Source organism: Planctellipticum variicoloris (assembly GCF_030622045.1).
GTDB classification, from domain to species: domain Bacteria; phylum Planctomycetota; class Planctomycetia; order Planctomycetales; family Planctomycetaceae; genus Planctellipticum; species Planctellipticum variicoloris.
This window is the reverse complement of the sequence record NZ_CP130886.1, coordinates 2,742,122-2,767,008: the sequence shown is the minus strand read 5'-3', so window position 1 is coordinate 2,767,008 and position 24,887 is coordinate 2,742,122. Positions and strand designations below refer to the sequence as shown.

Here is a 24,887-nt window from a genome sequence, read left to right as displayed (position 1 = left end):
CGATGACGAGGCCGCGGCTGCGCAGAAAGGCAACGATGCCCTGCCTGTCAGTCGTGTCGCAACGCGCCGCACGCTATCTTCGTCTGCCACAGGCGCACCGCTGTCCGGCGCGCCGCTCGCCCCCCTGGGACTCGTCATGTCCGATCCACTGCCCGCTGCAAACTCCGCCGCTCCGGACCGTCGTCGCCGCTGGCTGTCGCCCGAGGGAATCGCGCGCGGCGGGCTGGTGCTGGTTCTCGTCTGGGCGGTGGTCGCATACATCGTGCTGCCGCTCGCGTGGCGAATCGCCACCCGACGGCATCCCGCGCTGTTCAACGCGCCGACGCGCACGCACACGGCCAGCGGCATTCCCGGCGATCCGGTGAATCTGGGCCTGATCGCCACGGAAATTGAGCTCCATCGGGGAATCCTCGCCGCCGGCTGGTTCCCCGCCGACCCGCTGACGCTGAAGACTTCGCTACGGATCGCGGCGGATACGATCTTCCACCGCGAATACACGGATGCCCCGGTCAGCAGCCTGTATCTGTTCGGTCGCAAAGAGGATTTTGCGTTCGAGCAGCCGTTCGGGGACGATCCCCGCCGGCGGCATCACGTGCGGTTCTGGCGCTCGCCCGAGGTGGACGCCGACGGGCGGCCGGTCTGGTTCGGGGCGGCGACCTTCGACGAGCGCGTCGGCCTGAGCCACACGACGGGCGAAATCACGCACCACATTGCTCCCGACGTCGACGCCGAGCGGGACAAGGTCCTGGCGGATCTGAAGAAGGCGGGCGCGCTCGCCGACGAAACCTGGATCGACGGCTTTCAGTCCCAACTGTCGGGAAAGAACGGGGGAGGCGACCCGTGGGAGACGGACGGGCGGCTGGGAGTCGGCGTGCTGCAGGCGCCGACGAGTCTGCCGGCGGAGAAAGCGCCGGGTGATGCGTCGGCGAAGGACTAAGGCGGCGGAAACGCTGCGAGTGGGAGCTCGGTGGGGTTGAACTTGAGAGAGAACGCTTCAGTCGCTGTGCGCGGCGGCGTGCTTGTTGCGGGCAGATGCGGATTGATGTGACGCGGGAGAACCGGTGTAACCGCCGTCACTCCTTCGGCCGGTCACCGATTTGACGGCATGGCGTTGCTTCGCTTGAAAGCGCCGAGATCGCCAGTCCGATGAAATTCGTGCAGAATCCGCAGACGCTGCTCGGCATCATGCACGACCTCTTCCTCAGAAATCGACAGTTTTCCGTCCTGGTAGGCCACGTACGAGGACCGGACGCGTGTTCGCACGTCGGTCAGTTCCTTCAGCACAGCTCGGTCCGGGGCAATTCGCCGGTTAATCGCATTCGTCTGGTCCAACCACTCTTTCGCAGTCAGCCGACCAGCATCCCGGTTCTGTTTCAGCTCACCGATCTTCGCCAAATCGGGGGCCAATCGCTCTTCACGCTCCCGGATCAGTTCGGCAACCTGGGAAAGGTACTCATGGACCAGCGATTCCGATTTCCGTTCGGAAAGGGGCGATTTCGCGATTGCCGCGACGTTTGCAGACGTGGGTGTCGCCTCGCCAGAACTCTCGGCGGTCGGCGGCGCATTGCCAGGATCCCAGGGAGCGGGAACCGGATCTTTAACGATGGGAATCGGTACCTGCCGTCCCTGACCGCCGTTGCCGAAGAACTGCGAGTGCTGCTGCCAGAGCAAGAGAGCGGCGATGCCGATCACGACGATCAGACAACCGCCGCAGCCACCCGCGTTTCCGCCTCCGCCTGTCGGACCTGAATTGGAAGAGCCGGAGCTGGATGCGTCAGTGCCCGGAGCGGGCGAGGAATCCATGCTCTTTCCACGCTCGTACTGGGCGGTCCACGCGGCATCGCGTTCGTTCTGGTCGTGACTCGTCGAACTGGGTTCGTTCTGACCAGAGGGCCACGTCATGGAGAACTCTTTCCCGGTAGTGAAACACTAGTGCGTGATGAATTGCTACGACACCAACAGGTTTTCGCGACCTTCGGCGATTCACGGCCCTCCCAGGAGCGTCTTGGCGAATTCCAGGACTCACGCGGACGGCGAGCACTAAGATAGCGACCCGATATCGCCAAAAGTAATCCTTTTCCAGCCATTTTCTTCCGGTATCCACCACAAGGTCCCTTTCTCAGGTCCCTCACGATGGAGGGGCCATGAACGCTTCCGGACTCTGGCAAAGCGCGGCCGGGCTGTTCGACGCCGGCCTGCGTCAGGCGCGGCATGCGTTCGGCTCTGACTCTGTCGACACGGGCGAAGGCAAACGCCGCGCCCCATCCGGCGTCACTCGCAGCGAGGACGACGAGCTGCCGGTGCAGAAGCGGCGGAAGCTGCTGTCGCAGACCCGCGACCTGGCCCGGAACTTCGCGCTGCTCGGCTGGGCCATCCGCCATGCGGCAGAATGCGCTCCAGACGGCAAGATCCGAAGATCGCCGTCAAATGGCGGCCACCCCTGAACGTGCCGGCTCCGCCAACGAAAAAACCCGCCGACGCAACTCGTGTTGCATCAGCGGGTTAGAGGGAGTTGCCCGACCAGGATTTGAACCTGAACTAAGTGATCCAGAGTCACTCGTGCTACCGTTACACCATCGGGCAATGTTCGCAGCGTGCAGTCGACGGACGAACCGGTCGCGTCACGACTTGCGCCGCAGGCGGTGCGTCCCTGCGATCAGGCGAAGTATAATGAGTCCCCCCGATTTGCCAATTCTGACCGGTGTTTTTTTTGACCGTTCCGGGATCTCGGCCGCGAATTTCCCGGATTCTCGTGAAACTGACCGTGACGGACGCCGTCCGGTTCGCTAGAAAACCTGCCTGATGGAGTACTTCCGTCGTTCCCGCGGGCGATTTCACGCCCCGGAACGGCGTCGAATCGGCGAGTTTACGTGACGCGACCTGACCAGGGAGGGGTGGGAATGTCCAGTCGAAGGCGCTGGTGGCAATTCGGACTTGCCATCGTTGGATGCTGTGGGACGACCGGAATTGCCGCGGCCGCGGACACGCCGCCGCTGGCGACGGTGTTTGCCTATAAGCCGTCCCAGAAGGACGTCGAGTGCGAGTCCCCGGCGGTCGCCGACTACCCCAAATGCAAAGTCGACGTCGAACGCCGCGGCAAAGTCTCCGGCTGGGTCGTCTTCGGACCCGGCGGTCAGGTCGTTCGCCGGTTCGTCGATACCGACGGCGACGGATCGGTCGATCAATGGCGGTACTACAACCTCGGCATGGAGGTCTTCCGCGACATCGACACGAACAAGAACAACAAAGCTGACCAGTGCCGCTGGGTCAACTTCGCCGGCAGCCGCTGGGGGATCGATACCAACGAAGACGGCCGGATCGATCAGTGGAAGCACCTTTCCGCCGCCGAGGCCTCCCGGGAAGCGATCAACGCGATCGCTGCCGGGGACATGCCGGCGCTGCAGAGCCTGATGATCAACGCCGAGGATCTCCGCTCGCTGGGAGTCGCCCGCGAGACGGCCGCCAAACTGCTGGAGGCGTCCGGAGGGGCGGTGAAGACGATCTCCGCCAGCAAGTCCAAGCTCCTGGGCGCCGGGACGAAGTGGATGCGCTTCGACGCGCAGATGCCCAGCCTGATTCCCGGGGACGACGAACGGGCCGGCAAAGACCTGCTCGTTTACGAAAACGCGATGGTCATCGTGGAGAACGGCGGAGCGTCCGGGCTGGTGCAGCTCGGCGAAATGGTGCTTGTGGGAGACGTGTGGAAGCTCACTCAGGCCCCGCTCCCGATCGAAGGGACCGAGACGATCGCCGCGGGCGGCATTCTGATGCAGCCGGTCCTGTCCGCCGGGGCTCCGACGGGCGGCAACGCCCCCTCGCCCGAGATGCAGAAGCTGCTGACGGATCTGCAGAAGCTGGATGACGCCCAGCCGCAAGCCGGCGCCACGCGGGAAGACGTCGCCAAATACAACGCCCGGCGGGCCGAGCTGATCCTCGGCCTCTACAAGCAGGCCGAGGGCGCTGAAGAGAAGGAAATGTGGCTGCGGCAGCTCGTTGACGGGCTGGCGGCCGCCGTCCAGACAGGGGGCGATGTCGAGGGCCTGTCGCAGCTCAAGAAGCTCGAAACCGATCTGCGGAAATCGAGTCCCGAGTCGAAACTGGTTTCCTATGCGGAATTCCGCGTGCTTCAGTCGGAATACACGCTGCAGATCATGGCAGTGCAGGAAACGGAAAAGCGAACCGAACTGCAGAAGCAGTGGCTGGAGTCGCTGGCGGCGTTCGTCAAAAAGCATCCCGAATCCGAAGACGCCCCGGACGCCATGCTGCAGCTCGCCGTCACCGAGGAATTTAACAGCCGCACCAAGGAAGCTCTCGAATGGTATCGCCGCCTGGCGGCATTGAAGGTCGACTCCTCGGCGGTTCGCCGCGCCGAAGGTGCGATCCGCCGCCTGGAGCTGAAGGGGAAGTCTCTCGCCCTGTCCGGCCCGATGCTGGGTGAAGGGACGCTGGACGTTGCGAAACTCCGCGGCAAGACCGTCCTGGTCATTTACTGGGCCACCAACTGCGTTCCCTGCACCGAAGATCTCCCCGAACTGCGGCAGCTCTACCAGGCGTACAAGCCCAAGGGCTTCGAAATTGTCGGCGTCTGCCTCGACATGGACCCCAAACCGGTCGCCGAATACATCCAGACTCACAAAGTCCCCTGGCCGCACATCTACGAAGGGAAAGGTCTGGAGAGTCCCGCCGCGATTCAATACGGCGTGATCTCGCTGCCGACGATGCTGCTGGTGAACGCTCAGGGAATCGTCGAAAGCCGCAACACGAGCGTCCAGGACCTGAAACTTCAATTGCCGCGGCTGCTCAAGTGAGGGGGAGAAGAAGTGGCTGGTGGATAGTGGGTCGTGGCTAGTGAAGCAGGCCGCCTGAAAGCTGTTGGGCGACTTGGATCGCGCAATTGGCAAGACGCACAATGAGCCAAGTCCCCAAACCTCCGTCAGATCTGCGGGGCCGAGCCTGCTCTTGCAGAGATGCGGCGGCTGCGGGAGCTGGCCCCGTTTTCTGATTTCGTCATCTGTGCTTGTTTCGGATTTCGTGCTTCAGATTTCGGGTTTTGCGGAGCGGACTTCGAAATGGCGTGGGGCCGGGGCGTGATGCGGCGGATCGGGCAGGTGGTGAAGCCGCTGGTGATTCGTCACCATCGCCACTCGGGGGCGGTGCTGTTCAGCGATACGACGCTCCGCGACGGCGAACAGATGCCGGGCGCCACGCTGGAACCGGACGACAAACTGCGCATCGCCCTGGCTCTTGAAGAGCTGGGCGTCCACTCGCTCGATGCAGGATTTCCCGCGTCGAGCGAACAGGACGCCGCGGCCATCCGCAAGATGGTCGGCGTTGTCAAACGCCCGGTGCTGACCGCACTGTGCCGCACGGTCCGGAGCGATATCGACGCTGCGGAAGCCGCCCTCGATGGCCAGCCGAAGCACAAGCGAGGAGTCAGTCTCTTCGTCGGCACAAGCCCCCTGCACCGGCAGTACAAGCTGCAGAAGTCCGAAGCGGAAATTCTTTCATTGATCGCCGAGTCCGTCGGCTATGCCGCTTCCCGATTTGACATCGTGGCCTTCTCGCCCGAAGACGCGAGCCGGACCGAGCTGCCCTTCCTGTGTCGGTGCTATCAGACGGCGATTGAAGCCGGGGCGACGACGATTGGTTTTCCGGATACCGTCGGCTGCCTCACTCCCGAAAAGGCCCGCGATTCCCTCCGCGCAATTCAAGATGGCGTCCCCGCCATCGAGCGGGCTCTGGTCGCAGTCCACTTCCACAACGACCTGGGCCTGGCGGTGGCCAATACTCTGGCCTGCATCGCGGAAGGGGCTCATGTGGTGCAGTGCACCATCAACGGCATCGGCGAGCGGGCGGGGAACGCGTCTCTCGAAGAAGTCGCCATGGCCCTCAAGCTGCATCCCGACCAGTACGGACGGACGATGCGGATCGACACCACGAAGCTCGTCCCGCTCTGCCGGCTCGTAGCGGAGCTGACGGGCTGCCCGCTCCCGCTCAACAAGCCGGTCGCCGGCGAAACCGTTTTTGCAACCGAAGCGGGGATTCATCAGGACGGGTTGCTCAAACACCCGGACACGTATCTCCCGTTTCGTCCCGAGCTCGTCGGCGGCGGTCCGATCCGGCTGATTCTCGGTCGCCACAGCGGCCGCCGCGCGGTCGCCCACCGGCTGGAACAGCTCGGCCTTTCTGCCGATGAGGTCTCGGTCGGCCATATCCTCGACCAGCTCAAGCTGGCCCCGAAGGGGACGCTCGTCGATGATGCGACAGTGCAAAGCTGGTCCCGCTCGCGCAAGTCCGCCTGAAGCTTATGCAACGCGGCTCGCAACCGCCTATCGCTCCGGCTTCAGCCCGAGCTGGTCGAGCTTCTGCTGCAGACTTTGACGATGCATTCCCAGGGCGCGGGCGGCCGCACTCAGATTCCCCTGGCTCGCTTCCAGCGCCCGCGTCACCATCGCCCGCTCAAACGCCTCGACGAGCTGAGTTTTGGCCTCCGCGAACGGCAGCGCCAGGTAAGGAGCGAAAAGATCGTCTCCCACAGGCGCCCTCGGCAGCGCCAGTCCCAGGTCGCGCGCATGCAGCACTTCGCCGGTCAGCATCGAAACGGCCGCCCGCAGCGCGTGTTCCAGTTCCCGGACATTGCCGGGCCAGTCGTGGGTCAGAAGGGCGTCGATCGCGTCGCGCCCGAACTCGGGGGCCGCGCGACCGGCGACCCCCGCCGCCTGCTCCGCAAAATGCGTGGCCAGAACCAGAATGTCTTCCCGGCGAGCACGCAGCGGCGCCAGCGGGATTTCAAAGCCGCGCAGCCGGTAGTACAGATCTTGCCGGAACCGGCCGTCTGCGATCAATTCTTCCAGGGGCTGATGTGTTGCACTGACGACGCGGACGTCGACGGCGATCGGACGTTCGGATCCTACGGGCGTGATCTGTCGCTCCTGCAGCGCGCGGAGCAGCTTGGCCTGGGCGGCCAGCGGCAGGTCACCGATCTCATCCAGGAACAACGTCCCCCCCTGCGCCCGACGAAAGACCCCTTCGCGGTCGCGCTCCGCTCCGGTGAACGCACCTTTCACATGGCCGAACAGTTCGCTTTCCAGCAGCGACTCCGGCAGTGCTGCGGTATTGACCGCCACGAACGGCCCGGCGCCGCGCGGACTGTGCCGGTGCAGCTCGCGGGCCACCAGTTCCTTACCCGCCCCGGTCTCGCCACGAATCAGCAGATCGACCGGCGCTGCGGCGGCCCGATGGACCAGCTCGCGCAATTCACGCATCGCCCGACTGACTCCCAGCAGCGGACTCGATCCGCTGCTGGCCTCAACCTCGGCCTGGAGCGACGAGACCCGCCGCTCCAGCAGCCGCCGTCGTTGAACACGTTCCACCGCCGCACGCAACTGTTCGAGTTCGAACGGCTTCGTCAGAAAATCGGCCGCCCCCAGCCGGACGCACTCCACGGCCGCGCTGACGCGATCGTTCGCCGTCAGGACAACGATCTCCGTGGTCTGCGTCGCCGGACCGAGCTCCCGCAATACCCCGAGTCCGTCCAGTTCCGGCATGTTCAGATCGAGAAACACCAGGTCCGGCCGTCGGGTGCGGATCAGCTCCACAGCCACTCGACCGTTCTCGGCCTCGGCGATCGTCCAGCCCTCACGGCGCAAAGCGCGAACCATTCCATGCCGGGCAGGTGCCTCGTCGTCGACAATCAGCAGCATCAGGTCCGTCACGTCGCAGATTCCTGGTCATTGCGAGGAAGGCGAACTCGAAACGTCGCACCGGCCCCCGGCGAACTCTCGCACTCCACCGAACCCTCCAGATCCCGCACAGTGCAAGCCACAGAGTACAGCCCCAGCCCGGTCCCCTGGGCTTTGGTCGTCTGAAATGCGTCGAACAGATGGTCCTGCACCTCGGGCGCCAGTCCCGGACCGGTGTCGATCACTTCCAGCACCACATGGCTGCCCGCGCCCCGGCACCGGACTGTAACGCGGCCGGACGGCGGGCAGGCTTCGAGGGCGTTCAACGTCAGGTTGAGCAGGATGGAACGGAGCGCTTCGCCGGGAGCAATGGTGCGCAAGGGAGACTCCGGGACTTCCAGCGACAGCAGGACCTGGCGCTGTCGGGCCAGATGCCCCGCCACCTGGACGGTCTGCCTGGCGGCCTCCGCAGCGTCGGCGACGGCGGCGCCGGACGGCCGGACGAAGCTGAGCAACTGGCTCGTCGTACCGGCCAGGCGGTCAATCTCCTGCAGCACGAGTCGTAGCGTGGCGGCATGGTCTGATCCCGGGTCCGACTCCTCCAGGGCGACAGCCGTCAGGGTCTTCATGGAGGAGAGCGGGTTCTTGATTTCATGAGCGATCGAGCCCGCGAGCAGGCCGAGTGCGGACAGCTTCTCATTCTGCCAGGCCCGCCGTTCCGCCGATTGTCGGTCAGACTGCAGCAGGCTGTTGGAAACGGCGCCGGCCCATTGTTCGGTCAACAGCAGCAATCCTCCCAGTTCCTCATCCCCCCAACCCGACCGGGCCGCCTGTCCGCCGATCAGTATCAGTCCTTCGATCGTCTGATATTCGCCACGAACGGCGAGCACCACCCGCTGTTCGAGCAGGAGCTCCGCATCGCCGCGAGTCGGGGCCTGGTCGGCATAAGTCAACCGGAGCCCCGCTTCGCGAAGGCGATCGCACAGCCCCGCCGCCCGCTCGGGGCTCAACAACTCACGAGAACTCGCTTCCCAGCGGCGCTGCCGGACTTCGTCCCGAAGCAGCACCTGCACATCCTGCCGCGGGAACAGGCTCTGCACGGCGTCGCGCATCCACGCAGCGAGCTGCAGCGGCGACTCGCCGCTGCGGGCCGCCAGATCAACTGAAGCCCGCTGCAACCGTTCCCGAAAGAAGACGACTCCCGGCCCCAGGAGGTATCGAAGGGCCTCGCGAACCCGTCGACGAATCGGAGCGTAGCCCAGGACGACTGCCAGCACGAGCACCAGTTCCGCCAGCGCCAGATCAATTCCGACCCGCTGCTGCCAGGATGCCTCCACACGGCGGACAATCGACTGGTGCAGCATGACCGCGACGGCGAGCAGTCCTCCGTAAATGAGACTCCGTTCGACCACCAGAGGAAAGAATCCGAAACGGATCACGGCATACGCAAACCACAGGCTCGGCAGCACCGGCAGGAGAATGATGACTGCGATCCAGGCATGGTACGAGTCGCCGGGCATCCGCATGACGACGAACATCGAGACGTTCAGCGCGACCGTGACGGAGCCGATCAGCAGAGACAACCCGGCAAAAAACCTGGGGGCTCCAGGCAGCGGCGTCCGGCGTCCGATCCGCCATACGACGGCGGCTGAAGCCGCATTGATGATGGTAATCGCCGCCAGGTACGGAACCATCCACGGCTCGACCTGTTCGAGAAACGATCCGGCGTCCGCACCCTGCAGCGACCCCGCGATCGGCGCGGCCAGCGCCACCGGGAGATACAAGAACCAGCGCCACCCGACGGGGGCGGTTTGCCCGGTCCAGCCGGTCTGCGACAACCGCAACACGGCATGCAGCAGGCTGCAGGGCATCAACAGCAGTCCAATCAGCATGGACAGCATCGACAGCCAGCGCAGCCCCGGAGACGCCGTGGCAAATCCGGTCGACCAGAAGTAGCCTGCGTTGCCGCCATGCCAGAACCAGGCGCCTGCCGCAAAAGTGACCATCCAGCTATGCAGAGCGGCCCGGTTGCGGCGCTCCATCAGCGCCACCGCCAGGACGGTGTCGACAGTCAGTCCGAGACCGGCAGCCAGAAGTTCGAGCGTCGTGAGCATGCTCGGCAGTCAATCGGGACGGGAAGGACGAAGGCCAATTGATGGCAGATCCTGCGGCTCAAGAATGACGATGTCCGGGCGATGGCGATAGTCGTTGTTGTAATCCAGGCCATAGCCAACGACAAAGGCGTTCGGAATGCGGAAGGCATGATAGTCCGCCATAAAGTCGACCTGTTGCGTCCCGTCCTTCCAGAGCAGGACCGCCGTCCTTAAGGAGGCGGGATGGCGGGCTGCCAGAAGCGCCTTCAGCGACGCCAGCGTCCGCCCCGTGTCGAGAATGTCGTCAATCAGCAGGACGTCGCGACCAGTAAGATCAGGCAAGCGGTCGACGGAAACGGTCAATTCCGATCCAGTAGTCGTCCGGCCGCGATAGCTGGAAGCCTCCACAAAGCCGATCTGATGGGGCACGTCGATGCAGCGGATCAGGTCCGCGAGAAAAACGACGCTTCCGCTCAAGACGCCGACCACGGTCAAGGGACGGCCGCGGTAATCGGCGGCGAGCTGAGTCCCCAGTTCGGCCACGCGGCGGGAGATCTGGTCTGCGGACAGAAGCTGTTTCATCCCGGTGGCCCGCACTGGTGTTCGCGACAGGCGCTGACCTGGCGAACACGGACTCAAAATTAGCCCGCCCGATGAATCAGTTCATTCGGGCGGGCCAATCTTAGCAGGCGTGACGATTTCCCGGCAGGCCCCCAGCAATGTCGCGAACGCAGAACCAATCAGCGCGACCGCGCGACCGCACGACTGCCCCTCTGAGATTCGGGCTGCGGCAGCCCGCGGTCCAGTTCGTGATGCAGCAGAAGGGCCAGCCGCCGGCAGTCGTCCCAGGCGCAGAGCGCGTCGTCCGACGGATCATCCGGGTGTTCTTCAAGCATCTTAGCCAGCTCTTTCAGTCGCGCCGAAAGGGCCGCCGCGTCCTGCTTCATGGTCCCGATTTTCGAACGCGAACGGAGGACATCGGGCCTCTCCGAGACGACCGGACTGGGCGGCGCAGGCAGTACGGGAATGGGATCGATGACTGCAGCGCCTGGCTTTACCGCAGGCATTGCCGGCGCTGGCATTTCAGCCACGGGGACGGCCGCGTCTGGGGACGCCAGGACGGGGGACGCCGCGATCTTGACCGGAGGCGCCGCCTCCATCGCCACGTCCGACGCTGGCGTCTTTGGAGGAGCGGCGACCGACACGGGCTTCGACGAACGTGGATTGGCCGCGGCCGGCTCGGAAGGAGCCTCGACCGGGGTGCAATGGCGAAATGCGGCAGGACGCCGTGCTGGCATGTTCTGAAAGGGAGGCAGCATCAGGGGCGGCGACGACGAAGCTGTCGGCTGACGAGGCGGACTCGGAGGGGGAGCGACCGGAGGGGGAGAGGTCGTCGATGAAGCCACTGCCCCCAGCGTCCGGAGAACCGCGTCGAGCTGCGATTCGACCACTCGAATCGGGCCGAACAGCTTCGACTGGGGAGTTGTCGGCATCGGCCGCTGGACGGGCGCAACCGGCAGAGGCGCGACGGACGCGAAATCCGTGCTTCTGACCGGCCTCGATCGGGAAAAATCCAACTCCCCGTCCGGACGGGTCTCGTCCGCCGCGGTGCTGAACTCCGCGGTGGCGATTCCGTCGGTCGATCCGGGATCGGAATGCCCCCCCATCAAGGAGCGCACCAGCAATCGACGGCGACGACGATCTGTCTCGCTTACGGTCATACCACGCCTCCTGCACCGGGTTTTCAGTTCGCGGCCCGCGATCCCGGGGTGTAACGCGGCCTAGTATGCGCAGTTTAAGTCGTCAGTGGAAGCCCTTGTTTTCTGCGGAGTCTTCCGAAACATCCCCAATCGACGGCCGAGCGTCCGAGCGGCCTCCAAGATGTCTCCCCCTTGACACTGCCAGCAGGTCAGTTGAAACTGCCCGCAGCCCCGCCAACTCCAGTTTTCACAGACACACTTGCCGAAACCCGACAACCAAATGGCAGAGTTTGAAGCGGTCGCGGCGGTCGACGAGATTCCCGAAGGTCAGGGGCGCGCGTTTACGGTCAACGGCCGGCGCGTGGCGGTCTTTCGTCGGGAAGGAGTGTTCTACGCAATCAACGACGCCTGTCCTCACATGGGCGCCTCGCTGGCGGAGGGGCATCTGGAAGGCACTGCGGTGATGTGCCCCTGGCACGCCTGGAGCTTTTGCGTGACGGATGGCGTCTGGCTGGACAATCCGAAAAGCAAGATCCGAACCGACAGTTATCAAGTTCGCGTGCTGAACGATCGGATCGAGGTCTGCGTTCCCGAGCCGCCAGCGCGCGGCTGAAGCCACCGATCCTCGGAACCATCGTTCGCGGGAGGTCGATTAGTCGCAGGGCGAGTTCACCATTGGCATTCGCCGGTCGGCATCAGTGGATTTCCTACGGCTCCATTTGTCTCCCTTTCGCAATGTCGTTGAACGGCATAGCTTTGAATCGCAATTCCCGTTCCAGAGAGGGAGATTGTCGGGCGACTGCGTCGCGGCAACGCCCGGAATGCGGAATGCGCACAACCTCTCTGCTTCCCGACGAACGACAGTGCGACGAATTCTCATGGAATGTAAAACGTGCGCCAGTTCAGCGCCCGAGACAGCTCGGTATTGCAGTCAGTGTGGCAGCCTGCTGCCGTTCGGGGCTTCCGGATCGGACCACTCCCAGTTGCCGTTCGGTTTCCGTTCCCCGCCATATTTCGCGCAGCGAATACTGGATGCCGCGCCACTGGCGATCGTCGCGCTGGATCCGTCCGGTCGCATCCAGTACATCAATCGATTTCTGGAGGAGCTGAGCGGCCGTCGGCTGGCCGAGATCGCCGGCCGGGACTGGTTCGACACGTTCCTGCCGGAGCGTGATCGAGTACGGATTCGCGAGATCTTTCGAACAGCCGTGACGCAGGCGCCAACCCGCGGCAATCGCAACCCGATTGTCACCGCTTCGGGCGAAGAGCGGGACATTGAGTGGAACGACGAGCTGCTTCAGGACGAACAGGGACGCGTGGCCGGCCTGATCGCAATTGGCCAGGACGTCACGGAACAGGTCCGGGCCGAGCGAGCAGCTCGTGAGAGCGAAGAACGCTTTCGAAAGCTGATGGAGCACAGCACCAAAGTCATCGCACTGTACGACGCAGACACGCGAATTCTGTATCAGAGCCCGTCCGTCCGCGATGTGCTCGGCTACGAACCCGAGGAGATGATCGGACGACTCGCGTTCGAGTACTGCCATCCGGACGATCGGCCGGCGATCCGCGAACGGATGCCGGAAATTCTGTCGACCCCCGGAGCGATTGGAAAAGTTGAGCTGCGCAGCCGCTGCAAGGATGGCTCCTACCGCTGGCTGGAGCTGATCGCCACGAACCGGCTCCACGATCCGACGATCCGGGCCGTCGTCGGGAGCTATCGAGACATCTCCGCACAAAAGGCGGTGGAAGAGATCCTGCGCCTGCAAGAGCAGGCCATCGCGCTGTCGCTCAGACCAATCCTGTTTGCGGACGGCGATGGTTGTCTGAACTCAGCCAATCGGGCTTTCGTGCGAAGCTGGGGTTACGCGGACACATCGGACATCGTCGGTCGCCGGCTGACTGAAGTCTGCGGCCCCCCCGCGGCTGTGGGCGAGATCCTCGACAAGTTGCGGGGAGATGGAAACTGGATCGGAGAACTGACGGGAACCCGCCACGACGGGACTCCGTTTCCAATCGAATGCACTGCCGTTGCAATTCGCGACGACAACGACCGGCTGAAATCCCTCATGATTTCGTGCGCGGATATCACGGAGCGAAAGCGGACTCAGGAAACGCTGCAGCTCAGCGAGCGGCGATTTCGGAAGCTGATTGAGAACAGCGCAGACGCGATTGCGCTCTACGATGCCGCCGGGACGATTCTGTATCGCGTTCCGACGGCGACCGCCATGTTGGGCTATCGGTCGGATGAACTGATCGGACAGAGCGCCTTCGACTATTGCCATCCGGACGACGCCCCCCTGGCGAAAGGAGTGCTCCTGGCAGTCCTGGAGCGGCCCGATCAGCCGGTCCGCCTCGAGCTTCGCTGCCGCACGAAAAGCGGTTCCTACCGTTGGGTGGAACTGGTCGCGACCAACCAGCTTGAAGAGCCTGCAGTCCGTGCGATTGTCGGCAACTACCGCGACATCACGGACCGAAAGGAGTCCGAAGAGCGCGAGGCGGTCCGGCTGGCGAAATTGCGACGACTCTCCGAATTGAGCATGCGGATGGCCGGCGAGCCCCCGTCCGTATTCACGCACGTCGTGCAGATGATCGGCGAGCTGTTCGGCGTCAAAATGGTCTGCCTGATGGTCGTCGAAAACGAGGATCTCGCGTTCCAGGCGATTTTCGCGAACGGCCGGGCAACCGTCGATCATCAACGTTGCGCGTTGGCCGGCACCGCCTGCGGGCTCGTTGCCTCGACCGGAAAACTCCTGATCTTCGACCGTGTTCGAGAGAGATTTCCGGATTCGAAGATTTTTCAAGAGCACAACATCGTCACCTACTGCGGGTTCCCCGCAGTCGACGGCAAAGGTTGCGTCGCCGCCGTCGTTTGCCTGCTGCACGATCATCCGCGCGAGTTCGCAGAGGAAGATCAGGAGTTGCTCCGGCTGATCGGGCAGCGCGTCGCCACCGAAGTCGAACGCACGAGAATTCAAACAGCCCGGCAGCGCGCCGAAGCGGAGCTGCGCAACAGCGAGGAACGATTCCGGACCTTGTTCGAATCGGCCCCGATCCCCATCGTTCTGACCGACCTCGACGGCAGGTACTCCGCCGTCAATCCGGCATTTGAGTCCTCGACCGGATTTTCCGCCGATGAGGTGATCGCAAAAACTTCGGTCGACATCGGACTGATTGCCGCCGAGACCCTCGAAGCTCGCGCCGCCAGCGCGGCCCTGAGATCTCACGGGCGCGTCGACAATCTGGAAGTTCTGACGCGGACCCGTTCGGGCCAGTTGAGAAATTGTCTGTTTTCGTCGCGAGTGGTCAGTCTCGGCGAAGCCCCGCAGGTCCTCTCGCTGGCGATCGATATCACAGAACGCAAACAGGCGGAAGCAGAACTTCGCACGACGAAGGAACGCTACGAGCTGGTGATCCGCGGATTGAACGAGGGGGTCTGGGATCTCAATCTGGTGACAAACGAGCTGACTCCTTCCGAGCGCCTGCTCGAAATGATCGGATTCGATCGAGGCGAGATCTCTCCCGACCTCAATGCCTGGCTCGATCTCGTTCATCCCGAAGACCGTTCGATGGTCGCCGAACAGATTCGTCGCCACAGCGCACGCCGCGAACCGTACAGCATCCGTTTCCGGCATCGACATAAGTCGGGAGACTATCTCTGGTTGCACGGTCGAGGGCAGGCGGTCTGGAACGAACGGGGAGAAGTGATTCAGCTCGCCGGTTCGGTCGCCGACATTACTTCGCAGGTTGAAGCGCAGCAGGCGCTGGAGGCCAGCGAAGAGCGTTTTCGAATGCTCTTCGAGGCGGCTCCGTTCGCCGTCACGGTCAACGGCATGGACGGCCGATTTACCGCCGTCAATCCCGCGTTCGAGCAACTGAGCGGATACGCCGCCAGCGAAGTCCTAGGGCGGATCCCGTTGGATCTCGGAATGGGAACCGGCTCCGTTGGCGTCGAGCTGGTCGTCGACATTCTCGAGCGATCCGGCCGACTGGATTATGTCGAAACGACGACCCGCACGAAGGGCGGTCGCCGCCGAAACGTCCTGTTCTGCTGCCGGCTGGTCACTCTGGGAGGCAAACGCCAGATCCTGTCGTCGTCGATCGACATTACCGATCGCAAACGCGCCGAAGAGGCGCTGCGCACCAGCGAACAGCGACTCGCCGAGGCCCAGCGAATCGCCCACGTCGGCAACTGGCACTGGGAGATTCAGACCGATGAAATCGCCTGGAGCGACGAGGTCTATCGGATTTTCGGAATGACGCCCCGATCGATCACGCCCCACTATCAGACCGAGTTCCTGAATCTCGCCCACCCCGAGGACCGTTCGGCAATCATCGCTGCCGTCCGCGAAACACTGGAGACCGGCCGCCCGTACGTCATCGAGCACCGGATCCGCCGCGCCGACGGAACCGAGCGCATTGTTCGTGAAAACGGAGAAGTCGTCCGCGACGAGCATGGGCATACGATCGGTATGAAGGGCACCGTGCAGGACATCACCGAACGGATCGCCGCCGAGTCGCAACTGAAGCTCCTCCGCGATGAAATGGCGCACGTAGCCCGCCTCGGCATGCTGGGAGAACTGGCCGCCGGGATCGCGCACGAGCTCAATCAGCCCCTCGCCGCAATCGCCAACTACGCCTTCGCCGTCGAATCGCGGCTGGCTCGCCAGTCGGAGGCCGGACGCCGACAGGCGCCGGAATCGAACCGGTCGATTATCCGACGGATTTCCGATCAGGCCGAGCGGGGGGGCGAGATCATCCGGCGGCTCCAGGCGATGATTCGCAACCAGCCGTCGCAGCGGTCGACCGTCTCGATCTCCAGGCTGATTGACGAAGTGCTGGCCCTCCTGGCCGGTGATCTGCGGCTGGCCCAGATTGATGTTTCCGTCGACGCGCCCGAGTCCCTGCCCTCCGTCATGGTTGATCCTGTTCAGATTCAGCAGGTTCTGTTTAATCTGATCCGAAATTCGATCGAGTCCTTGCGACAGCAGTCGGAGAATCGCCGCCTGGGAATTCGGGCCGATCTCGAACCGGAGTCGATGCTCCGGATTCGAGTCCGCGACTCCGGAGCAGGCGTCCCGGCCGATATGCAACCGCGCCTCTTCACTCCGTTTGCAACGTCAAAACCCAAGGGGCTGGGGCTGGGACTGCCCATCAGCAAGCGTATCATCGAGTTCCACGGCGGCGAGATTTGCTGCAATGCCGCAATCGACTCTGGATTCGAGGTCTGTTTCAGCCTGCCCATCGCCGACGGAGAAAGCTGCTCACATGCCTGAAGTACCAACCGTGTTTGTGGTGGATGACGACCTCGCCGTGCTCCACTCGCTGCAGACTCTGCTCGAGGAACAAGGATTGCCGGCGGAATGCTTCTCGTCGGCAGAAGCGTTCCTGAAGAGCGTAGATCCGCAGCGACCGGGTTGCCTGGTGGCGGACCTGCGGATGCCGGGCGTAACGGGGCTGCAACTCCTGCAACGCCTGGCGGAAAGTCGCCAGGGTCGCCCGACCGTCGTCATTTCGGGGTTTGCCGAGGTGAGCAGCGTCGTGCAGTCGATGAAGCTGGGGGCGATCGACGTCCTCGAAAAGCCTTTTCATCCGGGCAAATTTCTGGCAGCAGTCCGCAACGCGCTTCAGATCGACGACCAGTTGAGAGCCAGCACGGCCGAACAGCGAAGTGCGCTGGCTCAGATCGAAAAATTGACCGCGGATGAAAGGCCGGTCATGGCGGGAATTGTCCGCGGACTGACCAACCGCGAGATCGCCGACGAACTGGACGTGAGCCTACGGACCGTCCAGTTCCGACGATCCAGCCTGATGGCGACCCTGGGGCTGGAATCCAAGTCGCAACTGATCGAACTGGCGCAGCGTGCGGGCTGGTCGGCAACCTGACGTCACACCGCCGCCACAAGACCCATGTGCACACAAAATCAACTGCGTTGCGCATCCTGCGCAAATCACAAAGGATCGGAGAATCCGAACTCCGAGGTCCTCTGCAAACTGACGAAGAGATAATGTCGTCACGTGGTCACGTAGCGACACATACATTTCAACGCGTTCGCGACTTCATCAGTTCCAGCGGGCCAGGGATCGATGCGAGATGCAAAGTACGAGGCGCTGATCGCCGCCGCCCCGGATGCGATTATCAGCATTGACGCCTGCGGAATTGTCGTCGACTTCAATCCCGCCGCGGAACGGATCTTCGGCTACGAGGCGCACGAAATCGTAGGCCGGAATGTCTCGTTGCTGATGCCCGATCCCTACCGGAATCTGCACGATTCCTTCCTCGAACGATATCTCCGAACTGGAGAAAATCAGGTCATCGGAATCGGAAGAGAAGTCCGTGCCGTGCGGAAGGACGGGAGAATCTTTCCGATGGATCTGTCGGTCTGCGAAGTCACGACCGAATCCGACCATTTGTTCATCGGCATCGTTCGCGACATCAGCCCCCGCAAGGCGCTCGACTTGCGCCTTGTCGAGGAACAGCGGAATGCCGTCGACGGGCAACTCCAACTGCTTCGTCGCTGCAGTCGCCTCGAACAGGAAAACTCCGAACTTCGCCAGTCTCAGGCGGCGGCAACCAGCACCGGAGACCTCCTCAGAGCAGTCCTGAGCGCCAGTCGGATCCTGGCGGCGGATGACGACGCCGACTCCCGATTCCTCATCAAACGCTTTCTCGAATCGGCCGGCGCGGTCGTCGACACCGTCGTCAACGGCCTGGAGGCCATTGAAGCCGTCAATCAGGGCCTGCGACAGGGTGTCCAGTATGCCGCGATCGTGCTCGACCTGCATATGCCCGTCATGGACGGACGTCGCACGGCGGTCGAACTGCGACGGCTGGGTTACGCGGGGCCGCTCCTGGCGCTCACAGCCGACGTCTTCGGTCAGCGCGAACTGCCGGTCGAGAAATGCGGGTACGACGCCTGCCTGTTCAAGCCGATCAACAAATCCGCGCTGATCCAGGGGCTTCAGCGACAGATCGAGCTGGGCGAGCAGCGTGGCGGGCTCCGCGGTTGAGCCGCTCCAGGATCCCCCGATCGTCCATCCCGCTCGGGATTCTTCGTGACCTCCCTGCAGCGAATGACACCGCACCGAACCTCCGCTCACCGTCGGCTCTCGAACACAACAACGCCTCGATCCCCCCTCCATCCGGAGATTGACGGTCCGACCGGCGGTCCGATATAACACGGCCTCGCCGCCGCAAATCGTGGTGTGGCGGCGAGTTTCGCTCATTTGTGCCCGTCCGGCCACCCGACCGGCCGGCCGACGGAAAGTCTTCATCGATGTTGCAGGTACGTCTCCCGGACGGAGCAGTTCTGGAGGTCGCCGACAACGCGACCGCTCTGGATGTCGCCAACAAGATCAGCCCCCGGCTCGGTAGCGCCGCGCTGGGCGCAGTCGTTTCCGGAACGGTTGTGGACGTCATGCGGCCTCTGTTCGAGGCCACCGAAGAGCGCCCGGTCCCGGTCCAGATCCTGACCGAGAAAGACCCCCAATCGCTCGGAATCCTCCGGCACTCCTGCGCCCACGTGATGGCCCGCGCCGTCACCCGGCTGTTTCCCGACGTGGAGCTGGCGTTCGGACCGACAACCGGCCAGGGCTACTACTACGACATGGCCCTGCCGCATCAGATCAGCGAGGATGACTTCCCGCGGATCGAAGCCGAAATGGCGCGCATCGTCGCCCAGGCCGAGCCGTTCGAGCGTTTCGTGACCGATCGGGACGAGGCGCTGAAACTGGTCGAGGGGATGTCGCAGTCCCTCAAGAGCGAGCACATCCGGACCGGGCTGGCCAGCCATTCCACCGTCAGCTTCTACCGGCAAGGGGAGTTCGTCGATCTTTGCCGCGGCCCGCACGTGCCGGACGCCAAACGGATTAAGGCCTTCAAGCTGCTGTCCGTCGCCGGCGCCTACTGGAAGGGGGACTCCAGCGGTCGCCAGCTCCAGCGGCTCTACGGAACCGCCTGGTTCTCGCAGAAAGATCAGGATGCCTACCTGGATCAGGTCAACGAGGCCAAACGCCGCGATCACCGCGTCCTCGGCAAACAGCTCGGCCTGTTCACCATCAGCCAGGAAGTCGGCCAGGGGCTCTGCTTGTGGATGCCCAAGGGGGCGACCATCCGCGTCATCCTCGAAGACTTCATCAAGCAGGAATTGCTCAAACGGGGCTACCAGCCGGTCTACACCCCGCACATCGGACGCGTCGAACTCTACGAAACCAGCGGCCACTTCCCGTACTACCGCGATTCGCAGTTCGCCCCGCTCTATGGTCACGACGGCGGCCAGCTCGTCGACTTCTGGATTCGGAAGCTCCAGGAAGGTGTGCTGTCCGCCGAGGACGAAGCGAAACTCTTCGAGTCGGCCCGCGTCCTGGCGGTCGATGTCACCGAGTACCCGCGCAATGGCTCTCCCGAACAGAAAGTCGCCGCCCTGCGGACCTGGGAAAAGCAGCAGGAACGCTACCTGCTCAAGCCCATGAACTGCCCGCACCACATCCAGATTTACAAGTCGCAGCCGCGCAGCTACCGGGATCTCCCCGTCCGGCTCGCCGAGTTCGGGACCGTCTATCGCCACGAACAGTCAGGCGAACTCAACGGCATGCTCCGCGTCCGCGGACTGACCCAGGACGACGCCCACCTCTTCTGCACTCCGGAGCAGGTCGAGCACGAGTTCCGCAGCACGCTGGAGCTGGTCAAGTTCGTCCTCGCCAGCGTCGGCCTGGACGACTACCGCATTCAGTTGTCGCTGCGCGATCCCAAGAGCGACAAATACGCCGGCGAGCCCGCGATGTGGGCGACCGCCGAGGGAACCCTGCGCCGAGTTCTGCAGGAAGCGGGCCTGTCGTTCAGCGAACGGGAAGGCGAAGCGGCCTTCTACGGCCCCAAGACCGACTTCATGGTCCGGGACGCCATCGGCCGCGAGTGGCAGCTCGGCACCGTGCAGCTCGACTTCCTCCTGCCGGAACGCTTCCAGCTCGAATACGTCGGGGCCGACAACCAGGCCCACCAGCCCGTGATGATTCACCGCGCCCCGTTCGGCTCGATGGAGCGCTTCACCGGCATGCTGATCGAGCACTTCGCCGGGGCGTTCCCTCTCTGGCTGGCGCCCGAGCAGGTCCGCGTGATGTCGATCGGCGAGAAGTTCGAAGACTACGCCCGCCAGGTCGAAGCACAGTTCCGGTCCGCCGGCTTCCGCGTCGGGACCGACTTGCGGAGCTGCAAGATCAACGCCAAGGTCCGCGACGCCCAGCTCGAACTGATCCCCTACATGCTGGTCGTCGGCGGCCGGGACGTCGAAAACGGCACCGTTTCGCTGCGAGACCGCATCGACGGCGAACTCGGCGCCATGCCGATCGCCGACGCAATCGCCCGGCTGCAGACGGAAGTCACCGAACGCAAGGTCCGCCAGGTCCAGAAGGCGGCCCCGAATCCGTACGCCGAGTCGGCCGCGGATACGGAAGAGCACGAGTATTAGGAGCGGGTATCAGGTCTCGGGATTCGGGTATCGCAGACGAAATTTCTGCCGGAGCGTGAATTGCTCGTCGTTTGAGAACCGGGCGGGTGCCCATGTGAAGTCGGTTGGGTTCGCGTGGGATCGAGGGAAGGTGCGGCAACCGTAACGTTGGAATTCAGCGGCCGCCGGAGGCGGTCCGCTGGAATGGCGAGTTAGCCGGCCCCCCACGATTTCACGACAACAAAGTCTTGCTTTTCTTCATCCCACCTAGATTCAGCCCCCACGATTGCAGACGAGTCGTCACCGAACACTTGGAACAACTCCAAAAGGTCCTCGATTCGAAACTCATAGGCCCACTTGTGCCGCTTGTAATCCGAGAAGACGAGCATCGAGACGAAGGATCGATCTTCCGACCACGTTTCCATCCAGTAGTAGTGGATGAGTTGGTTGCACACGTCAAGGGCGGATAAGACGACCGACTCGGGGTGCTCCATATCGAAGCGCTCGTTCGGCCAACCCGAACCAGTTGCCGTAAATGGACGGCTGCCGATTTTCTTGTAACGCAGCGCCGACATGCCGGTGCTGCGCGCTTGATCGTTGACCTTCGGCCGTTCTAGCAGCGAGCGGACTTGAAAGGCCGCCAGCATCAGCTTGCGCTCGAATAGAACCTGCTGTTTCTCAGACCACCTGCGATACGCGCGATGCTTTTTCAGCCAAGCGAGATCGGCCCTCAACTCGGTGCGCCAATATCTGGACTCAATCATTGCGGCGGCCAACTAGTTTTGAGGCGGGTGGCTCTGGATGCAATTCTGAGGGCTACCGGGTCGCGGGACGCCAGGAGTTTGCGCGAGGGATGATTGTGGGGTGAACCTCTCGCGGCCCTGCGGCCCAGCGAGGTCGAAAACGGCCAAGTTGGGCTACCCGGCGGCGCCATTGATTCGAACAGAACGGACTGAGGCAAAATGGACGCCAATACTCCGGCTGTGATGAGTCCTTGCAATTAATGCAAACATCGAGCGACATCACGTCCCGCCTGCCGCATAACGGCGGTGGTTAGCGGGCTGCCGCCAAGAGGCCGTGGTTTCAAGACCGCATAATCGACGGCACCCTTGAACGCTTGGTTCTGATATATTATGCGTAACCTTGCCATCCGGAGGAACTTGGGACGAAACCTGATCCAGGTGGAATATCGACATAGCCTGCAAGTGGGGGCGTCGTCAGGGGTGGTTGCGTAGTTGTCGTGGTGGTCGTCACCAATCTAATTGGCTCGTCCGATGACAAGGGCCACTCACTCGGTCGCTCGGAAATTGCAAATGCGAGCGATTGGTCGCGATGCGCGTGGGCATATTCGAGACACGATGCAATTTCATCGTATGCGATTTTTGTATGTGAGCGAATCGTGTCGATGCCTTGCCAAAAGTCGCCATAAAGACAGATCCCAAGTACTATTCCGATGGCGTTCTTTTTCGCGAAGACCATCCACCCCTTCAAGCGACCAACAAACTGCATGTATGCGCCTTCATTGGCGAGTTCGTTCGGATTTGGCTGACCGCATTTCACTTCCACATCGCCATCAAACTTGTCGAGAACGGCCCGAAAGGCAGCCAAGATCTCGTCTTTGCTAGGTGGTTGGTCCATCGTCGTTTTTCCATTAGCAGAACTTGTGCCTACACTGATCCGTGTGTTACCTGTAGTCCGCAAACTTACACCCGAGCATGCAGGCGACGAATCGCCGCAACTCGATCGTATTTATCAGCGACATGCTCGCAACGTCTTCTGGCGGCCTGACAGGCGGTTTCAGCCTATCACTCATCGGGCCGGAGAGCCAGAACAGTCCGTCTGCCGTGCAGCGGACGCCCCATCCGCCCGTCAATCACAATTGTGCGACCAACCGGCGCAACGCCCTATTCGGGCGACGTCGAAACCTCATCCGCCCAGTACCCGCCCCGCCCGTGATCGTATTCGATCTCCGTGCCGCGGGCCGCGTCATCGATCTTTCCGTCCGCGAACACCGTCCCGCCGCCGACGATGGTCCGCACCGGCCAGCCGGTCAGCGTCACGCCGTCCCACGGACTCCAGCGGGCCTTTGTCTCCTGCTCGGCATTCCGGATCGTCTGCCGCCGGTCGAGATCCACCAGCACCACATCGGCGTCGTAACCCTTGGCGATCCGGCCTTTCCGCTGCAGGTCCCACACGCGGGCCGGGGCGTCGCACATCCAGTCGACGACCTGCTCCAGCGTGCAGAGTCCGTGATGAACGCGATCCAGCAGCAGCGCCAGCGAATTCTCCACGGCGGGCAATCCCGAAGGCGACTTCGGATACGGTTGCCGCTTCTCCTCCAGCGTATGCGGGGCGTGGTCCGTGGCGATCACCTGAATCGTCCCGTCCAGCAGGCCCTGCCAGAGGGCCGCGTTGTCCGCGGCTGTCTTGATCGACGGATTCATCTGCACCAGCGTCCCCAACCGCTCGTAGTCGTCGACGTTGAACAGCAGGTGATGCGGGCAGACCTCCGCCGTAATCAGCTTGCGATGATCCCGCACGATCGGCAGTTCCGCCGCCGTGGAAACGTGCAGCACGTGAAATCGATGATTGTGGCGATAGGCCAGGTCGAGCGCCCGCGTCGTGGCGATGACAGCCGCCTTCTCGTCACGGATCTTCGAGTGGTCGCGAAGTTCCGTTCCGCCGCCGAGGGCCGCGGCATTGGCCCGGACGGTCGATTCGTCTTCGCAGTGGGCGCAGATCGGCAGCGTCGTCTCAGCGAAGATCCGCTCCAGCGCCGGCTGCTGGTCGACCAGCAGATCGCCAGTGCTCGATCCGATAAAAATCTTGATCCCGGGCGTCCGGCGAACCGCCTGCAGCTCGGCCAAGTTCTCCGGCGTCGCGCCGATGTAGAATCCGTAGTTGACCAGCGACTTCCCGGCGGCCAGCGCCAGCTTCTCGGCCAGCCGTTCGACCGTGGTCGTGGTCGGCTTGGTGTTGGGCATCTCCAGAAAAGAGGTCACTCCCCCCTTCGCGCACGCGCGAGACGCGGTGTGCAGATCTTCTTTATGCGTCAGCCCCGGATCGCGGAAGTGCACTTGATCGTCGACGACGCCTGGAATGACATGCAGCCCCGTGGCATCGATCACCTCGTCCGCGGCGGCCGTCCGCGGCGGATCGATGGCCAGAATCCGCCCGTCTTCCAGCAGCAGATCGACTTTCGCCGTCTGATCGGGCAGGACGCAGGTTCCGCCGTGAATTCGCGTTCGCATGATTCGTCTTCGTTCCTGTTCGGAAAGAAGAAGATTTCACCGCGGAGACGCGGAGGACGCGGAGAAGACCAGGAGCAAGAAAGTGAAAAGTGAGTATTGAATAGTGAGTAGTGCAAAGTGACGGAGAGTGGCAGGCCCAAACGGCTCATACCACTTCTCACTTTGCATTACTCACTACTCACTTTTCACTTTCCTGGGATTTCTCTTCTGAACTCCGCGTCCTCCGCGTCTCCGCGGTGAATCCTCTTTATTAACTGATTCAAACGCAATCGGTCGGAATCGGGTGCTCGGCGAAGAACTTTTCGCAGGCTTCCAGCAGCGGGTTGATCGTGAACCGCTGGATGTCGTGCGGCGGTTCCCAGTTCCGCCATTCGAAGTCGCCGTGCTCGGTCACCGTAATCGGGCTGTCCTTCAGCAGCCAGCCGATGAAGATCACGAGAGTTTTCTCGACTCGGCCGGGGCCGAAGCGGGCTTCGTAGGGGTGATAGACCTCGCTGTAGCGGAAGCCCGGCTGGAGCCTGACCGAGTGAAACGAAATCCCCGTCTCTTCCCACATTTCCCGCAGCGCGCACTGCTCCTCAGTCTCCCCTTCCTCAATGTGCCCCTTCGGCAGATCGTAGCGATGGGGATGCTTCATCAACAGAAACGAGAGCTGCGGCTGCCGCCGAAAAACGAGAACTCCGCAGGCCTTGGTCTTCTTCATAACGAATCAGGTTTC

18 protein-coding genes and 1 tRNA gene are annotated in these 24,887 nt (G+C 63.0%); 9 read left to right on the top strand and 10 right to left on the bottom strand.

Features of this window, described 5'->3' with window-relative positions; translation table 11 throughout:
- Positions 1-136 precede the first annotated feature (136 nt).
- Positions 137-937, top strand: a complete 801-nt coding sequence (locus SH412_RS10820; RefSeq protein ID WP_336523528.1) for an LssY C-terminal domain-containing protein — start codon at positions 137-139, stop codon at positions 935-937.
- Between the two features lie 152 nt (positions 938-1,089).
- On the opposite strand, the gene SH412_RS10815 is transcribed toward SH412_RS10820, so the two are convergent.
- On the bottom strand, positions 1,090-1,902 hold the full coding sequence (locus SH412_RS10815; protein ID WP_336523527.1) for a hypothetical protein: 813 nt from the start codon (positions 1,900-1,902) through the stop codon (positions 1,090-1,092).
- A 242-nt stretch (positions 1,903-2,144) separates the two neighbouring features.
- On the opposite strand from SH412_RS10815, the gene SH412_RS10810 reads away from it, so the two are divergent.
- A complete protein-coding gene (locus tag SH412_RS10810) occupies positions 2,145-2,444 on the top strand; it encodes a hypothetical protein (RefSeq protein WP_336523526.1) in 300 nt (99 codons plus the stop codon).
- Positions 2,445-2,512: 68 nt separating this feature from the next.
- Here the strand turns inward: SH412_RS10810 and SH412_RS10805 are convergent.
- Positions 2,513-2,583 (bottom strand) — tRNA-Gln (locus tag SH412_RS10805).
- Positions 2,584-2,900: 317 nt separating this feature from the next.
- Between SH412_RS10805 and SH412_RS10800 the strand changes: the two genes are divergently transcribed.
- A complete protein-coding gene (locus tag SH412_RS10800; RefSeq protein WP_336523525.1) occupies positions 2,901-4,808 on the top strand; it encodes a thioredoxin-like domain-containing protein in 1,908 nt (635 codons plus the stop codon).
- A gap of 261 nt (positions 4,809-5,069) precedes the next feature.
- Complete coding sequence (locus SH412_RS10795; protein ID WP_336523524.1) at positions 5,070-6,302, top strand: homocitrate synthase/isopropylmalate synthase family protein; 1,233 nt, start codon at positions 5,070-5,072, stop codon at positions 6,300-6,302.
- Between the two features lie 27 nt (positions 6,303-6,329).
- Here the strand turns inward: SH412_RS10795 and SH412_RS10790 are convergent, their stop codons facing one another.
- From SH412_RS10790 to SH412_RS10775, 4 genes are all read right to left on the bottom strand, one after another.
- The gene (locus SH412_RS10790; RefSeq protein WP_336523523.1) at positions 6,330-7,715 is read right to left on the bottom strand and encodes a sigma-54-dependent transcriptional regulator; all 1,386 of its coding nucleotides are present in this window, start codon (positions 7,713-7,715) and stop codon (positions 6,330-6,332) included.
- On the bottom strand, positions 7,712-9,796 hold the full coding sequence (locus SH412_RS10785) for a sensor histidine kinase (RefSeq protein ID WP_336523522.1): 2,085 nt from the start codon (positions 9,794-9,796) through the stop codon (positions 7,712-7,714). The genes SH412_RS10790 and SH412_RS10785 overlap by 4 nt, the downstream gene beginning before the upstream one ends.
- A 9-nt stretch (positions 9,797-9,805) precedes the next feature.
- Positions 9,806-10,357, bottom strand: coding sequence for a hypoxanthine phosphoribosyltransferase (hpt, locus tag SH412_RS10780; RefSeq protein WP_336523521.1), 552 nt, complete (start codon positions 10,355-10,357; stop codon positions 9,806-9,808).
- Positions 10,358-10,515: 158 nt separating this feature from the next.
- Entirely contained in the window at positions 10,516-10,722 is a 207-nt protein-coding gene (locus tag SH412_RS10775; protein ID WP_336523520.1) for a hypothetical protein, read from the bottom strand.
- A 1,033-nt stretch (positions 10,723-11,755) separates the two neighbouring features.
- Here SH412_RS10775 and SH412_RS10770 point away from each other — a divergent pair.
- The 5 genes from SH412_RS10770 to thrS all read left to right on the top strand — a co-directional run bounded on the left by SH412_RS10770 (position 11,756) and on the right by thrS (position 20,939).
- Positions 11,756-12,088 carry a Rieske (2Fe-2S) protein gene (locus SH412_RS10770; RefSeq protein WP_336523519.1) on the top strand — a complete coding sequence of 111 codons (333 nt, stop codon included), beginning with the start codon at positions 11,756-11,758 and terminating at the stop codon, positions 12,086-12,088.
- A gap of 265 nt (positions 12,089-12,353) precedes the next feature.
- On the top strand, positions 12,354-16,748 hold the full coding sequence (locus SH412_RS10765) for a PAS domain S-box protein (RefSeq protein ID WP_336523518.1): 4,395 nt from the start codon (positions 12,354-12,356) through the stop codon (positions 16,746-16,748).
- Entirely contained in the window at positions 16,741-17,358 is a 618-nt protein-coding gene (locus SH412_RS10760; RefSeq protein ID WP_336523517.1) for a response regulator transcription factor, read from the top strand. Before SH412_RS10765 ends, SH412_RS10760 begins: the two co-directional genes overlap by 8 nt.
- 201 nt (positions 17,359-17,559) lie before the next feature.
- Positions 17,560-18,483, top strand: coding sequence for a PAS domain S-box protein (locus SH412_RS10755; protein WP_336523516.1), 924 nt, complete (start codon positions 17,560-17,562; stop codon positions 18,481-18,483).
- A 218-nt stretch (positions 18,484-18,701) separates the two neighbouring features.
- Positions 18,702-20,939, top strand: a complete 2,238-nt coding sequence (thrS, locus tag SH412_RS10750) for a threonine--tRNA ligase (protein WP_419555779.1) — start codon at positions 18,702-18,704, stop codon at positions 20,937-20,939.
- Between the two features lie 191 nt (positions 20,940-21,130).
- On the opposite strand, the gene SH412_RS10745 is transcribed toward thrS, so the two are convergent.
- The 4 genes from SH412_RS10745 to SH412_RS10730 all read right to left on the bottom strand — a co-directional run bounded on the left by SH412_RS10745 (position 21,131) and on the right by SH412_RS10730 (position 24,872).
- Positions 21,131-21,694 (bottom strand): hypothetical protein, encoded by a 564-nt coding sequence (locus tag SH412_RS10745; protein ID WP_336523514.1) that lies wholly within the window; start codon positions 21,692-21,694, stop codon positions 21,131-21,133.
- Positions 21,695-22,049: 355 nt separating this feature from the next.
- Entirely contained in the window at positions 22,050-22,556 is a 507-nt protein-coding gene (locus tag SH412_RS10740) for a glycoside hydrolase family 18 protein (RefSeq protein WP_336523513.1), read from the bottom strand.
- 266 nt (positions 22,557-22,822) lie between these two features.
- Positions 22,823-24,172: a dihydroorotase gene (locus tag SH412_RS10735; protein ID WP_419555803.1), complete on the bottom strand. Its 1,350-nt coding sequence runs from the start codon at positions 24,170-24,172 to the stop codon at positions 22,823-22,825.
- 256 nt (positions 24,173-24,428) lie between these two features.
- Positions 24,429-24,872, bottom strand: coding sequence for a bis(5'-nucleosyl)-tetraphosphatase (locus SH412_RS10730; protein WP_336523511.1), 444 nt, complete (start codon positions 24,870-24,872; stop codon positions 24,429-24,431).
- Positions 24,873-24,887 lie beyond the last annotated feature (15 nt).

Bases quoted from the DNA above. Each gene is read 5' to 3' on its own strand.
- SH412_RS10810 (WP_336523526.1), top strand. From the start codon at position 2,145: ATGAACGCTTCCGGACTCTGGCAAAGCGCGGCCGGGCTGTTCGACGCC.
- SH412_RS10740 (WP_336523513.1), bottom strand. From the start codon at position 22,556: ATGGACCAACCACCTAGCAAAGACGAGATCTTGGCTGCCTTTCGGGCC.
- SH412_RS10815 (WP_336523527.1), bottom strand. From the start codon at position 1,902: ATGACGTGGCCCTCTGGTCAGAACGAACCCAGTTCGACGAGTCACGAC.
- SH412_RS10770 (WP_336523519.1), top strand. From the start codon at position 11,756: ATGGCAGAGTTTGAAGCGGTCGCGGCGGTCGACGAGATTCCCGAAGGT.
- SH412_RS10755 (WP_336523516.1), top strand. From the start codon at position 17,560: ATGCGAGATGCAAAGTACGAGGCGCTGATCGCCGCCGCCCCGGATGCG.
- SH412_RS10800 (WP_336523525.1), top strand. From the start codon at position 2,901: ATGTCCAGTCGAAGGCGCTGGTGGCAATTCGGACTTGCCATCGTTGGA.
- hpt (WP_336523521.1), bottom strand. From the start codon at position 10,357: ATGAAACAGCTTCTGTCCGCAGACCAGATCTCCCGCCGCGTGGCCGAA.
- SH412_RS10765 (WP_336523518.1), top strand. From the start codon at position 12,354: ATGGAATGTAAAACGTGCGCCAGTTCAGCGCCCGAGACAGCTCGGTAT.
- SH412_RS10795 (WP_336523524.1), top strand. From the start codon at position 5,070: ATGGCGTGGGGCCGGGGCGTGATGCGGCGGATCGGGCAGGTGGTGAAG.
- SH412_RS10760 (WP_336523517.1), top strand. From the start codon at position 16,741: ATGCCTGAAGTACCAACCGTGTTTGTGGTGGATGACGACCTCGCCGTG.
- SH412_RS10820 (WP_336523528.1), top strand. From the start codon at position 137: ATGTCCGATCCACTGCCCGCTGCAAACTCCGCCGCTCCGGACCGTCGT.
- SH412_RS10730 (WP_336523511.1), bottom strand. From the start codon at position 24,872: ATGAAGAAGACCAAGGCCTGCGGAGTTCTCGTTTTTCGGCGGCAGCCG.
- SH412_RS10775 (WP_336523520.1), bottom strand. From the start codon at position 10,722: ATGAAGCAGGACGCGGCGGCCCTTTCGGCGCGACTGAAAGAGCTGGCT.
- SH412_RS10785 (WP_336523522.1), bottom strand. From the start codon at position 9,796: ATGCTCACGACGCTCGAACTTCTGGCTGCCGGTCTCGGACTGACTGTC.